A 13,823-nucleotide genomic window follows, 5' to 3' on the forward strand; every position below is an offset into this window, starting at 1 on the left:
AGGCGATGCCCGCGGGCGTCAATCCTCGGCGGACAACGCGCCGCTCGTCCCGTCGCGCCGAACGGCTATCGCCGCCTGCGTGTCCCTCGCCGGCAACGGCGGGATGCGCAGGCCACGGTGACGGCACAGGTCGAGCGCGGGATACAGCGCGCGGCGGCCGTTGACGAACTCCACCTTCACGTCGTGCACGCACTGGTCGCTGGCCAGCTGCAGCGTGGCGGTGTCGCCCCCGCCCGCGAGCGTGGCGCCACGCAGCAATTCGTTCCATGCCGTGCCTCCGGCCGGTGTGGTCGCGACCGCGACGATGCGATCGTGCGCGCGGTTGACGAGGTACAGGGTATGCGTGCGTTCGGCCGCAGCGGCGGCGATCGGAGCGAGGGCGGCGGACAGGACGAGGGCGGACAGACGGCGCATGGCGTGATCTCCGGCGGGAAGGGCGCCACCGGTGACGCGGGATGACGTCCGGGGCCCCCGCATCTCGCGCCGCCCCTGCTCGCCCGGCAACCGATCCGGGACGAATCGTCGTGCCGTCGTGACCAATCGTAGCGGGTGCCTTCTGCGCCTTCCCGCATCCGCGCCGGCGCCCTACGATGCGCTCGCCGATCAGGAGCTACGCATGAAGATCCGTCTGGGCACGCTGGAGGTCCGCCTGTCCCGTTACCTGGCCCTGTGGTCGCTGGTGGTGCTGGTGTTCGCCATGCAGGGCTGCGTCCACGATGCGGTCAACGCGCATCTGTGGTCGCCGGGCACCTATCTGCGCTGGTCGGCCGTGCAGTGGCTCACGTGGGCCGCGCTGGCGCCGCTGGTCTTCCGCCTGGGCGAGCGCCATCCCATCCCGTTCCCGCTGCGGCTGCGCGCGCTGCTCCGGCATGTCGGCTACAGCCTGGGCGTGACGCTGCTGGCGATGGTGATCGGCGCGTTCGTGTCGGCGCTGTTCGAACCGGCCGGCATCGGCGACCAGTTCACCCAGTTCGTCAGCAAGCACTTCGCCACCGGCCTGCTCGCCTACTGGGCGCTGCTGGCGGTGCAGCAGCTGCTGCATTTCCAGGCGGAAAAGTCGCGCCGGGAACTGGAAGCCACGCGCCTGGCCACGGAACTCGCGCAGTCGCGCCTGCAGGTGCTGAAGACCCAGCTGCAGCCGCACTTCCTGTTCAACACGCTGCACGCCATCATCACCCTGCTCGACGAGGACACGCTGTCGGCCGAGGACATGCTGCTGCGCCTGAGCGAACTGCTGCGCGCGTTCCTGGAGGACTATGACGGCCAGGAGATCCCGCTGCGGCGCGAACTGGAACTGCTCGAGCTCTACCTCGGCATCCAGCGGCGGCGCTTCAAGGACCGCCTGACCACGCGCATCCACGTGGCCCCCGACGTGCTGGACGCAGCCGTGCCCAGCCTGGTGCTGCAGCCGATCGTGGAGAACGCCATCCGCTACGGCATCGGCCAGCACGTCGGCGACGACTGCATCGAGGTGGACTGCCGGCGCGAAGGCGGCACGCTGTGCATCGACGTGCGCAACCACAACAGCACGCTGGACGAAGGCGGCCATGCCGGCGGACACGGCATCGGCCTGTCCAACACGCGGCTGCGCATGCGCGAACTCTATGGCGACGATGCCAGCCTGCGGCTCGACCTGATGGTGCCGCGCGGCGTCGCCTGCCGGTTGCGCCTGCCGTTCCACGCGTTGGACGACGATGCGCTGCCGGAGCACGTGCCCGCATGAGCCTCACGGCGCTGGTGGTCGACGACGAACCGATCGCACGGCAGGCGGTGGTGCGGCGGCTGCGCGAGGATCCGGACTTCGAGCTGGCCGGCGAATGCGGCGACGGTGTGTCGGCGGTGACGGCGATCCGCGAGCTTTCGCCCGACCTCGTGTTCCTGGACATCCAGATGCCGGCCATCACCGGCCTGGACGTGGTGGCGACGATCGGCGCCGCGCGCATGCCGGCCACCGTGTTTGTCACCGCCTACGAGCAGTTCGCCGTGCGCGCCTTCGAGGCGAACGCGGTGGACTACCTGGTCAAGCCCTTCGGCCGCGAGCGCTTCGCGGAGACGCTGCGACGAGTCAAGCAGCGGCTCGCCACGCCGCGCGGCGCCGATGCGGACACGACGGCGCGCATCCTGCAGGCGCTGGCCTCGCTGCAGCAGCGCGACGCCTATCTGGAGCGGCTGCCGGTGCGCGAGGACGAGCGCGTGGTGCTGGTGGACGTGGACGACATCGTCTGGATCAAGGCCAGCGGCAATACGGTGCGCCTGCACCTGGCCGACCGCGTGCACGAGCTGCGCGAGACCATGACGGCCCTGGCCGCGCGGCTGGACCCCCGCCATTTCGCCCGCGTGCACCGCTCGGCGATCATCAACGTGCGCCGGGTCCGGGACATCCATCCGTGGTTCAACGGCTACCACGTGGTGACCATGGACACCGGCCAGCAGCTGCGCATGAGCCGCTACCAGCACGAGGCGTTCCTGAAACTGGCGACGCTGCGGCGCGACGATTAGCCGGTGCCGGTCTGCCGTTGCGCGTCGATCGCGCGCTGCGCCTGCGCCTTGCAGGCGGCCAGTGCGTCGTAGCAGGTGAAGTAATCGCGCGCGTCGGCGAGCCACAGGTCTTCGCTCCAGCCACCGCCCGCGGTCCGGCGCACGCGCACTGCGGGCGACCATGGCTGACTATCGTCGGCGCGCTGCAGCACCACTTCCACCAGATAGCCGCGGTAGCTCGACAGGTCCACCTTCTTCTGCATGCGTTGGCTCCTGTGTCCTGGGGAAGGTCGACGCGGATGGCCCGCACCGCGCGCGTTACTCCGACGCCACGCCGGCCAGCGCCAGCACCCAGCCCGGCACCACCGGCTCGCCCGCATAGAAATCCTTCGGCTTCTTTTCCGCCATCGCCCAGCGGTGCAGCCAGCTGGGCCCGTAGCGGCCGTTGTAGCCGCCCTCGCCGCGTGCGTAGGCGGGGTCGCGCAGCGCCTCGTCCAGCGTCACCACGCGGTAGCCGCGCCGCTGCACACCGGCGACCAGCTCTGCATAGGCGACGGCATTCAACTCGTTGGCGTGCAGCAGCCACACCTGCGGCAGCGCGTACCCCAGCAGCGCCTGCGACTGCGCTTCGTAGTAGTCGACCTTGTTGAGCATGTAGGGGATGTAGCCGCGCCGCAGCCGCTCCAGCGTGGCCGCGCGTGCGGGCGTATCCGGCCGACCGTCCAGCACGTTGGCGTAGGCGAACGCCCACACCCATTCGCCGTTGTCGACGGTCACCGGCGCGATGCGGTACCCATGTTCGCCGAGGAAGGCGGACAGCGTCGCGCGGTCTTCCGGCGTGCGGCCCGCGCGCAGGTAGGGATGGCGGAACCAGCGCGGCACCTGCCCGCGCTCGGCCAGCAGCGGCCGCAGCACGCGTTCGCCATCCAGGATGTCCTGCTGGAACGCCGGCAATCCCACCGCATGCAGATCGGGATGCCCATGCGTGTGGTTGCCGAGCTCATGGCCGGCGTCCAGCCAGTCGCGCAACATCGCCACGCGCGCCGGCTGCACCTGGCCGTCGATCTCCAGCTTGCCCTCGTTGACGAATCCCACCACCGGCACGCCGGCTTGCTCCAGCTGCGCCATCAGCTGTGCGTGGCGCGAGGCCAGGTCCGCCGGCGGCGTCCTGTCCATCCGCTGCCAGGGCAGGTCGTCGATGGTGATGGCGATGCGCCGGTCTGGCCCGGCCGCATGGGCGCCCCATGCCAGGGCCGACAACAGCAGTACACGCAGGAGGAAGGGCACGCGGAATCCGGGCGACGGGAACGACGGCGAGCTTACCGTTCCCGCACCGCGTGCGGCCACCGCGCGCGGACGACCCGATATCTTCATTCCACGTGATGACGTCGTGTCCTGCCGATGCGGCATGATGCGTATGAACGAACACCGCTTCCCCAAGGATCTGCCGATGCGTGCATGGCTGTTGCTGCCCCTCCTGCTGCTGACCTCCGGTGCCGCGTATGCGGCCGATGCCTGCCCGCAGTTGTCGCAACAGACCCCGACGGACGTGGCCACCCGCATCGCGGCGGTCGCCTGCCGCGAGCACCTGATGTGGTACCGCCCCTTCATCGACCGCAACGGCCGGTTGGCGAACGCGCCGATGATGGAAGCCGAGGCGTCGCTGCTATCGATCGGCGACGACCGCGCCTGGCAACGCGTCGCCCGCTACTGGCGCGACAGTGGCCTGCTCGCCGCCATCGGCCACCGCCGTGGTGCGACCGACTGCCTGTATGCCTCCGCCACCGGACCGCAGGCCGAAGCCTGCCGCGGCTTCGTGGTGGACACGCCGTGGTCGGCCGCCTTCATTTCGTGGGTGATGCGCGAAGCGCGGGTGCCGGGCTTCCGCGGGTCAAGCCGCCATTTCAGCTACGTGCAGGCGGCGTACCAGAACCCGGCGACCAACGCCTTCGACGTGATCGACGTGGCGAAGGCCAAGCCGGTGGTCGGCGACCTGATCTGCTACGTGCGCCAGTCCGGCCGCCTGTTCGGCCACGAGGGGCTACTGCCGTTGCTGCGCAGCGGCAGCTCGCTGGACATGCATTGCGACATCGTGGTGGCGGTCAACCCGAACAACGACAACACCGCCTATGCGATCGGCGGCAACGTGCAGCAGGCCGTGACCATGCGGATGCTGCCGTTGAACCGCAACGGCGAATTCTGGGGTGGCCTGCCGCTGCGCATCGGCGACGGCACGCTGTGTGCGCCCGACAACGAGGCGGCCTGCAACATGAACCGCCAGGACTGGGCGGCGATCCTGCGGCTGAAGTCGCCGGAGCAGCTGGCGAAGCTGCCGGGCGCGTTGCCGCCGGCGCAGGACGCGCCGGGCATCGAGGCGACGGAGAAGCAGGAGTGCTGCATCGCCTGCGTGGTGGGGTCGGGCATTCCGCGCTGCCCGAAGGACGCAGGCGCCCCGGCGACCACGACGGAGCCGTAACGCACGCGGCGGACAATGCGTCCGCCTTTTCCGGAGCACCCCTGATGACTGCACGCCTGATGCATCCCACCCCGCTGCGGTGCGTCCGCGCCCTGCCCTTCGCCGCACTGCTGGCGCTGGCCGCATGCGCGACCACGCCCGCGTCCACGCCCACGGGCGGTGCGTTCACCGCCGGCGAGCAAGCCACGGTCACCGGCCGCATCGTCGGCGTCGACACCACGCCGTGGACCTACGACGGCAGCGCGATAGTGAAGATCGCCAGCGCCAATGGCCAGGTCGACGTGCACCTGCCGGCGCGCTGGAACCTGTGCAAGGCGCCGCCACCGGACGACGTGCCATCGCTGAAGGCCGGCGACCGCGTGCAGGCCACCGGCACCGTCACCGAGGAAGGCGCCCTGGTGGTGTGCGAACAGGCCGATCACGCGCTGCGCAGGCTGCCCTGAGCGGCGGCGTCCGCGCTACTCCGCCTTCATCCAGCGCCCGCGGCCCTGCGGCACCACCTCGAAGCGGGCCCAGTCGCGGAATTCACCGGTGCTGCAGGCGCCGGCGCGACCCACGTGTTCGCCGGCGATCACTTGGTAATGCAGCTGGTCGGTACCGGCGTCGGCCGGCATCTCTTCCTGCGTCAGCACGCGCCGCACGCTCCACAGCTTGCCCAGCTTGCCGTTGCTGTAGGCGCGGCCGGGAATGATGTCCTGCGGGTGGGTGATGTTCTTCTCGGCGTGCTGCTTGGCCAGTTCCAGCAGTTCGGTGAGGTTCTCGGTGGTGATGTCGACGTAGGAGTTGAGTTGCTCCATCGCCGCGGCGAAGTCTTCCTGGGTCAGTTCGAACTGGCGCTGCGCGGGCTGGGTGATGCGCTTGGCTTCGCGGCGGCGATGCAGGTGCGCGGGGTAGCGGCGCCACGGGAACAACGCGTTGAAAGCGATGGCCATCGCCATGATCGCCACGACGTTGATCAGGATCGGCATCAGCAGGAAGTGGTAGCCGAGGGCGTGCACATCCGGCCCGCCGATCACGGCCGCCAGTGCGGTGGCGCCGCCGGGCGGGTGGATGCAGCGCAGGTAGTACATGCCCAACACGGCCAGGCCGACCGCGAGGGCGGCGGTCCAGGCGTGGCCGGGGAACAGTTTCTGACAGCTCACGCCGATGAAGGCCGACAGCAGGTGCCCACCCACCACGGCCCATGGTTGCGACAGTGCCCCCTGCGGCACGGCGAACAGCAGCACGGCGGACGCGCCCATCGAGGTGACCATCAGCGCGCCGCCGACGGCACCGGCCGCGTATTCGGGGAACGTCCAGCGGGTCAGCCAGTACACCGCCACGATGCCGAGCAGCGCGCCGATGCCGGAAATCCACTTCTCTCCGTGGCTCGTGGTGTTGCGCTCGATGCCCAGCAGCAGGCGCAGTTCGGACAGGCGGGACGGCGGGCTCATGGGCGCACGGACGACAAGGGGGCGACGCAGTCTATGCGAACCCCGCACCCCTCCGTCGTAGGGTGGGCCTCGGCCCACCGCCTCTGGATGTCAGACGCGCGCACCCAGCAACCCGATCCGCCGGAACCCCATCTCCACCGGCACCACCAACCCCAGCACAGCATCGTAGGGCGGGCCTCGGCCCGCCACCTCGGAGCATCAGATGCGTGCGCTGAGCAACCCGATCCGCCGGAACCACATCTCCAGCGGCACGGTCACCAGTGGCGGCACGGCGGCAATCACGGCCAGCAGGGTCGCCCACCACGGCCAGCGCAGGCGCAGGGCGGACAACACCGTGGCCACGACATAGAACAGGAACGCGCCGCCATGCAGCGGCCCGAAGATCTTCACGCCCAGTTCGTTGCCCACCGGCCCGTACTTGAGCCACATGCCGATCAGCAGCCCGGCCCAGGTGAAGCCTTCGATGAAGGCGGCGACAGCGAACAGGCGCCCGGCGGGCGCGAGGGGACGGGACATGCAGGAACTCCAGTGAGGGAATGCCGGAATGCGATGGCGGCTGCGGCGCTCGCTGGCGGGAAGAAGCTTACGTGTTAAATACATCGAAACTAGTCAAGCCCGACTACTAATCGCGCAAAGTCTGTGCTACTCCAAAGACAATGAGTGCGCATTGGCCAGCTTCCTCAACTCCCCTACCTCAATCATTTCAGGAATTCCTCCGGCAGCCAAAATTCCTTTGTGCACTATCCCCAGAACCTTCATGTCCTGACCCAGCAAAGGTGCGCCGCTCAGTCCTCCCTGAATAGCGCCGTTGATCTGAGCCTTTGCAACCGTGCTTGCTACAAACTTCTTCACAACCTGATGCTTCTGGTGCGCCGCATGATTTCCGTACGCATAGTCAGGATAGCCCACCGAAGTGACTACGTGCCCAGACTCAACTGCTACTCCTATCTTGAATCGATGCCTCTCAAAATCCACCGCACCTGACTTAACTCTTAGTATTGCTATGTCGGATTTCGCACAATGCGCCAGAACGTCGCACTCCTCCAACACTTTCGTCCTTTCGTTCATTACATAGACGTGCGGAAAGAGTTTTACGCCATCGAGAACTACATGGGCTGCGGTAATGATTAGTCCTGATTGGACACAGAATGCCGTTCCTTGATCACTAGTCATAACGTATGTCTTGGTGGGAGCGACATAGCAAAGCACTACAAACACCCCTCTCGACGCACGATCATCCCTGGCTATGATCTCCACACTTGGAACTCTCAGCCTTGCATCTCCATGAAGACGATTGAAACGGTGCGCCAAATCAGCGCTCACAGAGTCTCCAGGATCCCGCACCATTTTGAGGAAAGATAGCTTTCCGTGTAATCGACGCATCAGCATCCGAACCGCAATACCCTGATCTGGTTCTTCTGGATACTCCGACTTAGCAACCTGGTTCCAACCAAACTTTTCGACGGCATAGACCTTCGACTCGACCTTCAAGTACCAGTCTCTTCGCACACTTACTTTCTCGTTGACTACGAGACCGGTGACGATCTTTCTGGCACCTCTTTGCGAGACTCTCAGCTTAGCGAGATTTATCGCGAATCCCTCCTCGCTGATGATCTCCGAGAGCGCTCCTCCGGGAGAGAGATTTCCTACGCTATCGATACGAACCAAGCTTGATAGCTGAGCCAACGGCCGATCAAACGACATACTCAAATCATCTGCATATCTCGAGTAGTCCCCGCCCAGCCTCAGTACGAGCGAGGAAATCCTCTTGTCGAGGCGCGCCAGAATAATGTTCGACAGTACCGGCGAAGTGATCCCCCCTGTCGGCAGAACTCCCTCATGACAGCAAGCTTGCGCAACAATGTTCGCGATGTTCCATTGAAGCGAGAATGGAGATTTTAGAAGAAGCCCTCGGACTCGCTTGAAGGTGATTGAAGAGAAGAAATCTTGTAAATCAATATTGATGAGCGTTCTAGCCCCAACATGAGGAAGGGCGTTTGACCTAACGCTACGGCCCACGACAAATCCATGTGCAAATTCGCCTGCTCGGTAGACTTCATTGAAGACCGACGCGAATTTTTTCTGGATATACCGACGACGCTTGTTGGGCGCCTGGATCAGGCGCACGCCGCCAGATTTCTTCGCGATGGGAAACACTGAGTAGCCTGAATTTCCATACAAATGGCTCTTCAGTAGTGATGGAGACAACCCAAGCAAGTAGCTCAGGGACGCATAGTCATGCGCTTTTTGAAGATCGGCCAACTTCATTGAGTAGCGCACCCCGCCGTTTTCACTCTTACACTGGGCGTCACATAGCGTCACTGTGCGCCGCGTAGCCGTACTAGCTAACCTTGAAATTCCATCTCTGTCTGTAGACGGAGTTTAAACACCTAACGGGGTGCGCCATATGAGTTTGCTCGAATCCAACCCGCTAACGCAAGCCCGAGAAATTGGGAGCTCAGTGACCGGCCCACATTCTTATCAGACCCTACCCTGACTCGGCTTACCCGCGTTGATACTGTGATGCTTGATCGCGCGAGCCAGCTATCCTTCGAACATCTTGACCCACTGCCAGAATGAAGTAACTGCCTCATTCTTCCAACCGTAGGAAGGCGCGAGCACGATCCAACTCTTCTTCGAGCGCGAGACGAAATGCGGCATCCCGCGAGCCCCGCCCATCCACATACCCCAACGTCGACCGCAACTCCCCATCGACCACACTGAGATTCCCCCACCCAATCACCCGCTCACCCCACAGCACCGGCAGCGCGTAGTACCCCAGCTTCCGCTTCGGCGCCGGCGTGTACGCCTCGAACCGATACGTCCACCCCCAGAACATCTCGAACCGCCGCCGGTCCCACACCACCGGATCGAACGGGGTCAGCAGCCGCACCTGGTCATCCGGCTTCCAGCGCCGCGAGCGCGGATCCTCGTCCGCCGGCCAGTACCAGTCCACCCCCTCGACCCGTGCCCTGCCCAACCGCTGGCGCGCCCGCTTCAGCACCCCGGCACGCAGGCCTTCCCACTGCGGCACCCCGCGACGCAGATAGGCCAGTAACTGGCCCAGGCTCGCCGCCGGCAACGGCGCGTACTTGCGCACGATGATGTCGAGCAACGCATCCATGCGCGCCTCCGCCTCGGACATCGCGACCGGTGAGGCATCACCGATACGCGGCGCATAGACCCGTGTACCGCCCTCGCGACGCGCGACCCGCAGCAGGCCGCGGTAATGCATGCCATCCAGCAACTGCGTGCTCGCGTTCGACGAACCGCCAAACCAGTTGGTCGTCTTGCCGTGCCCGAAGTGCGCATCCACCTCGCGCGGGTGCGCCGTGCCACGCTCGCTGACGAACGCCAGCACCGCCTGCGCCTGCTTCCGGTGCGCCGGCGTCCACGCCTCGCGGGCCGTGCGCGGATGCATCAGCTGGTGATGCTCGCGCGGCAGGAAGCCGTAGTTGACGAAGAAGTCCTCTTCCAGCGGCAGCCGCGGATACCGCTTCTCCAGATCGCCGGCGCGATAACCGGCGACGCGGTGGCGCAGCGTCAGATCCTGCGCGCGCGCCGGCGCCCGGATCGGGTCCGCCTGCACGAAGCCCAGCCGCTGTATCGCCCGCGGCAGCGTGGTCGGCTTGAACAGGCTGCGCGCGACGGCATAGCGGCGCAGGTGGTCGAGGGTCAGCGTCATGCCCACGCAGCACGACGCCGGGTGGTGCGGGTACTCATCGCGGCTTGGCCTGCGCGACACGCCGCTTGCCTGCGCCGCCCGGCGCGGCCGGTGCCGCCGCACGCGTGCGCGCCCTGCCGCTCGGCTTGGCCTGCTTGCTGACCAGCGCGAACCGATAGCCCATCGCATCGGCCACTTTCAGCACCGTGCCGAAGCTCGGGTTGCCGCTGCTGGACAGCGCCTTGTACAAGCCCTCGCGCGTCAGTCCGGTATCGCGCGCCAGCTGGCTCATGTTGCGCGCGCGCGCCGCCACACCCAGCGCATGCACCAGGAACGCCGGATCATCGCCGGCCTCCTCGAAGCAGGCATCCAGATAGGCGGTGATGTCCGCCTCGGACTTCAGGTATTCCGCCGAATCCCAGGGCGTGGTCTTCAGTGCCATGTCAGTTCTCCAACGCGTCCGCCAACGCCAACGCCAACGCCATCTTGATGTCCGCTCGCTGCGATGCCTTGTCGCCGCCACACAACAGCACGACCCAGGCATCGCCGCGGCGGGCGAAGTAAACGCGGTAGCCCGGGCCGCAGTCGATCTTCATCTCGCACACCCCGCCGGTCAGCACGCGGTGCTGTCCCGGGTTGCCGAACGCCAGCCGATCGATCCGCGCCTGGATGCGCATCCTCGCCTACCGGTCGCGCAGTGCGACGAACCATTCCTCGAACAGCCGCGTCTTCCTGACCTCGATCATGCAGCGTCATCGATGACGTCGATCTGGCCGGAACTGTGAACCGTGGTTCACGGGCTGTCAATCGGTCGGGCAACAAAAAAGCGGCCATGGGCCGCTTTTTTATCGGAGACACGCCAACCGTGCCGACTGCCTTCGCCCCCACTCCAGAGCACCGGACGTAGAGTCGAGCTTGCTCGACTCCGCGATGGCGATCGTCACGCCGAGGAATCGCGAAGCAGCGGAGCAAGCTCCGCTCTACGACTGCTCCCTCCCCCGCACGCGGGAGAGGGAGTGTGCGACATCACACGGTGACCGGGTTCGCCTTGTCCACATCGATCTTGTACTGCTTGATCGCGCGGGCGACGTCCTTGCCGGTCATCTTGCCTTCCTTCGCCAGCGCAGCGATGGCGGCGTGGGCGATGTAGTAGCGGTCCACTTCGAAGTGGCGACGCAGGTTGGCACGGGTATCGCTGCGGCCGAAGCCGTCCGTGCCCAGCACCGTGTACGAGGCCGGCACGAACGCGCGGATCTGGTCGCTGTAGGCGCGCACGTAGTCGGTCGCGGCGATCACCGGACCCTGGCGGCCTTCCAGCAGTTCCGTCACGTAGGGCTTGCGCGGCGTCTTCGCTTCCGGGTTCAGGCGGTTCCAGCGCTCGGCGTCGAAACCGTCGCGACGCAGCTCGTTGAAGCTGGGGCACGACCAGATGTCGGCGGTGACGCCGAAATCCTTGTCCAGCAGCTCGGCCGCCGCGATCGCCTCGCGCAGGATGGTGCCGCTGCCCAGCAGCTGCACGCGCAGCTCGCCCTTCTTCGGCTTGCCTGCGTCGGTGAGCAGGTACATGCCCTTGATGATGCCCTCGGCCGCGCCTGCCGGCATGTCCGGGTGGGTGTAGTTCTCGTTCATCAGGGTGACGTAGTAGTACTCGTCCACCTGCTCCTGCAGCATCTTCTGCATGCCGTGCTGCAGCACCACCGCCACCTCGAACCCGAAGGTCGGGTCGTAGCTGCGCACATTGGGGATGCCGCCGGCGACGACATGGCTGAAGCCGTCCTCGTGCTGCAGGCCTTCACCGTTGAGCGTGGTGCGACCCGCGGTGCCGCCCAGCAGGAAGCCGCGCGTGCGCATGTCCGCCGCCTGCCAGGCGATGTCGCCGATGCGCTGGAAGCCGAACATCGAGTAGTAGATGTAGAACGGCAGCATCGGCACGTTGCTGACCGAATAGCTGGTGCCCGCCGCCATCCACGACGACATCGCGCCCGGCTCGCTGATGCCCTGCTGCAGCACCTGGCCGGACTGGTCCTCGCGGTAGTACATCAGCTGGTCGGCATCGACCGGCTTGTACTTCTGGCCGAACGGCGCGTAGATGCCGATCTGGCGGAACATGCCTTCCATGCCGAACGTGCGCGCCTCGTCGGCGACGATCGGCACCAGGCGCGGACCCACCTGCTTGTCGCGCAGCGCGATGTTCAGGCCCTGCACGAACGCCATGGTGGTGGAGATCTCGCGGTCGCCGGTGCTCTTCAGCAGACGGTCGAAGGCCTCCAGCTTGGGCGTCTCGAACGACTCGCTGGCCTTGCGGCGGCGCTGCGGCAGGTAGCCGCCCAGCGCGGCGCGGCGCGCCTTCAGGTACTGCACTTCCGGCGAGTCCTCGCCCGGGTGGTAGAAGGGGATCTGCGACGCTTCTTCCAGCTGCTTGTCGGTGACCGGGATGTTGAAGCGGTCGCGGAACGTGCGGATGGCCTCGTCGTCCAGCTTCTTGGTCTGGTGGGTCGGATTGAGCGATTCGCCCGCCGAGCCCATGCCGTAGCCCTTCACCGTCTTGGCCAGGATCACCGTGGGCATGCCCTTGGTGTTCACCGCCTCGTGGTAGGCCGCGTAGACCTTGTGCGGATCGTGGCCGCCGCGGTTGAGGCGCCAGATGTCGTCGTCGGACAGGTTGGCGACCATCGCCGCCGTCTCCGGATACTTGCCGAAGAAGTTGTCGCGCGTGTACTTGCCGCCGAACGCCTTGCAGTTCTGGTACTCGCCGTCGACGGTTTCCATCATCAGCTTCTTCAGCACGCCATCGGTGTCGCGCGCCAGGAGCGGATCCCAGTAGCTGCCCCACAGCAGCTTGATGACGTTCCAGCCGCCGCCGCGGAACACGCCTTCCAGCTCCTGGATGATCTTGCCGTTGCCGCGCACCGGGCCATCGAGGCGCTGCAGGTTGCAGTTGACCACGAAGATCAGGTTGTCCAGGCCTTCGCGGCCGGCCAGCGCGATGGCGCCCAGGGTTTCCGGCTCGTCGCTCTCGCCGTCGCCGATGAAGCACCACACCTTGCGGTCGGACTTCTCGATCAGGCCGCGGTGCTCCAGGTACTTCATGAACTGCGCCTGGTAGATCGCCGCCAGCGGGCCCAGGCCCATCGACACGGTGGGCGTCTGCCAGTAGTCCGGCATCAGCCATGGATGCGGATAGGAGGAGATGCCCTGGCCGTCGACTTCCATGCGGAAGTTGTCGAGCTGCTGCTCGCTGATGCGGCCTTCCAGGAACGAGCGCGCGTAGATGCCGGGCGCGCTGTGGCCCTGGATGAACAGCAGGTCGCCCGGATGGCTGTCGCTCGGCGCGCGCCAGAAGTGGTTGAAGCCGACGTCGTACAGCGTGGCACCGGAGGCGAAGCTGGCGATGTGGCCGCCGAGGTCGCCGGGCTTGCGGTTGGCGCGCACGACGGTGGCCATCGCGTTCCAGCGGATGATCGAACGGATGCGCCATTCCAGCGCGGCGTCGCCGGGGCTCTTGGCCTCGTTCTGCGGCGCGATGGTGTTGACGTACTCGGTGGTGGGCGAGAACGGCAGGTAGGCACCGGCGCGGCGGGTGACCTCGACCATGCCTTCGAGCAACTGGTGAGCACGCAGGGCGCCGTTCTTCTCGATCACCGCCTGCATGGAATCGATCCATTCGCGGGTCTCCTGCGGATCCGGATCGCTCTGCAACATGTCGTTCAACCAGTTCATTCCCACTCCTGTTGCGCCACGCGTGGGGCGCGGCGGTGCCGTTCTTGTAGAG

The 13,823-nt window shown here is 66.2% G+C and carries 12 protein-coding genes and 2 pseudogenes; 4 read left to right on the forward strand and 10 right to left on the reverse strand.

The genetic code is table 11. From position 1 onward, the window contains the following. Positions 1-18: 18 nt before the first annotated feature. A complete protein-coding gene (locus VGN58_RS15940; protein WP_327484156.1) occupies positions 19-414 on the reverse strand; it encodes a hypothetical protein in 396 nt (131 codons plus the stop codon). A gap of 202 nt (positions 415-616) precedes the next feature. Between VGN58_RS15940 and VGN58_RS15945 the strand changes: the two genes are divergently transcribed. Continuing rightward, positions 617-1,723 (forward strand): sensor histidine kinase, encoded by a 1,107-nt coding sequence (locus tag VGN58_RS15945; protein WP_327484157.1) that lies wholly within the window; start codon positions 617-619, stop codon positions 1,721-1,723. After that, entirely contained in the window at positions 1,720-2,499 is a 780-nt protein-coding gene (locus VGN58_RS15950) for a LytR/AlgR family response regulator transcription factor (protein WP_327484158.1), read from the forward strand. Before VGN58_RS15945 ends, VGN58_RS15950 begins: the two co-directional genes overlap by 4 nt. Here the strand turns inward: VGN58_RS15950 and VGN58_RS15955 are convergent. Beyond that, complete coding sequence (locus VGN58_RS15955; protein WP_327484159.1) at positions 2,496-2,741, reverse strand: hypothetical protein; 246 nt, start codon at positions 2,739-2,741, stop codon at positions 2,496-2,498. The genes VGN58_RS15950 and VGN58_RS15955 overlap by 4 nt on opposite strands. A gap of 55 nt (positions 2,742-2,796) precedes the next feature. Further along, positions 2,797-3,765, reverse strand: coding sequence for a polysaccharide deacetylase family protein (locus tag VGN58_RS15960; protein WP_327484160.1), 969 nt, complete (start codon positions 3,763-3,765; stop codon positions 2,797-2,799). Positions 3,766-3,886: 121 nt separating this feature from the next. Between VGN58_RS15960 and VGN58_RS15965 the strand changes: the two genes are divergently transcribed. Both VGN58_RS15965 and VGN58_RS15970 read left to right on the forward strand, forming a co-directional pair. Further along, entirely contained in the window at positions 3,887-4,954 is a 1,068-nt protein-coding gene (locus VGN58_RS15965) for a DUF2272 domain-containing protein (protein WP_327484161.1), read from the forward strand. A 44-nt stretch (positions 4,955-4,998) separates the two neighbouring features. Then, positions 4,999-5,397: a hypothetical protein gene (locus VGN58_RS15970; protein WP_327484162.1), complete on the forward strand. Its 399-nt coding sequence runs from the start codon at positions 4,999-5,001 to the stop codon at positions 5,395-5,397. 15 nt (positions 5,398-5,412) lie between these two features. Here the strand turns inward: VGN58_RS15970 and VGN58_RS15975 are convergent, their stop codons facing one another. The 7 genes and pseudogenes from VGN58_RS15975 to aceE form a co-directional block, all read right to left on the reverse strand. Further along, the gene (locus VGN58_RS15975; protein ID WP_327484163.1) at positions 5,413-6,387 is read right to left on the reverse strand and encodes an HPP family protein; all 975 of its coding nucleotides are present in this window, start codon (positions 6,385-6,387) and stop codon (positions 5,413-5,415) included. Positions 6,388-6,585: 198 nt separating this feature from the next. Continuing rightward, the gene (locus VGN58_RS15980; protein ID WP_327484164.1) at positions 6,586-6,903 is read right to left on the reverse strand and encodes a DUF3817 domain-containing protein; all 318 of its coding nucleotides are present in this window, start codon (positions 6,901-6,903) and stop codon (positions 6,586-6,588) included. Between the two features lie 126 nt (positions 6,904-7,029). Further along, a complete protein-coding gene (locus VGN58_RS15985; protein ID WP_327484165.1) occupies positions 7,030-8,655 on the reverse strand; it encodes a reverse transcriptase domain-containing protein in 1,626 nt (541 codons plus the stop codon). A 322-nt stretch (positions 8,656-8,977) separates the two neighbouring features. Continuing rightward, positions 8,978-10,078: a DNA glycosylase AlkZ-like family protein gene (locus VGN58_RS15990; RefSeq protein ID WP_327484680.1), complete on the reverse strand. Its 1,101-nt coding sequence runs from the start codon at positions 10,076-10,078 to the stop codon at positions 8,978-8,980. Between the two features lie 136 nt (positions 10,079-10,214). Then, positions 10,215-10,493, reverse strand: a pseudogene (locus VGN58_RS15995) (addiction module antidote protein); the annotation flags it as partial. A 1-nt stretch (position 10,494) separates the two neighbouring features. Further along, a pseudogene (locus tag VGN58_RS16000) lies at positions 10,495-10,797 on the reverse strand (type II toxin-antitoxin system RelE/ParE family toxin). 280 nt (positions 10,798-11,077) lie between these two features. Further along, complete coding sequence (gene aceE, locus VGN58_RS16005) at positions 11,078-13,771, reverse strand: pyruvate dehydrogenase (acetyl-transferring), homodimeric type (protein ID WP_327484167.1); 2,694 nt, start codon at positions 13,769-13,771, stop codon at positions 11,078-11,080. Positions 13,772-13,823 lie beyond the last annotated feature (52 nt).

The organism is Pseudoxanthomonas sp. (assembly GCF_035999195.1).
GTDB lineage: Bacteria > Pseudomonadota > Gammaproteobacteria > Xanthomonadales > Xanthomonadaceae > Pseudoxanthomonas_A.

Coding starts and splice junctions, on each gene's coding strand:
- VGN58_RS15940 (WP_327484156.1), bottom strand. CDS start 414: ATGCGCCGTCTGTCCGCCCTCGTCCTGTCCGCCGCCCTCGCTCCGATC.
- VGN58_RS15945 (WP_327484157.1), top strand. CDS start 617: ATGAAGATCCGTCTGGGCACGCTGGAGGTCCGCCTGTCCCGTTACCTG.
- VGN58_RS15950 (WP_327484158.1), top strand. CDS start 1,720: ATGAGCCTCACGGCGCTGGTGGTCGACGACGAACCGATCGCACGGCAG.
- VGN58_RS15955 (WP_327484159.1), bottom strand. CDS start 2,741: ATGCAGAAGAAGGTGGACCTGTCGAGCTACCGCGGCTATCTGGTGGAA.
- VGN58_RS15965 (WP_327484161.1), top strand. CDS start 3,887: ATGATGCGTATGAACGAACACCGCTTCCCCAAGGATCTGCCGATGCGT.
- VGN58_RS15970 (WP_327484162.1), top strand. CDS start 4,999: ATGACTGCACGCCTGATGCATCCCACCCCGCTGCGGTGCGTCCGCGCC.
- VGN58_RS15975 (WP_327484163.1), bottom strand. CDS start 6,387: ATGAGCCCGCCGTCCCGCCTGTCCGAACTGCGCCTGCTGCTGGGCATC.
- VGN58_RS15980 (WP_327484164.1), bottom strand. CDS start 6,903: ATGTCCCGTCCCCTCGCGCCCGCCGGGCGCCTGTTCGCTGTCGCCGCC.
- VGN58_RS15985 (WP_327484165.1), bottom strand. CDS start 8,655: ATGAAGTTGGCCGATCTTCAAAAAGCGCATGACTATGCGTCCCTGAGC.
- aceE (WP_327484167.1), bottom strand. CDS start 13,771: ATGAACTGGTTGAACGACATGTTGCAGAGCGATCCGGATCCGCAGGAG.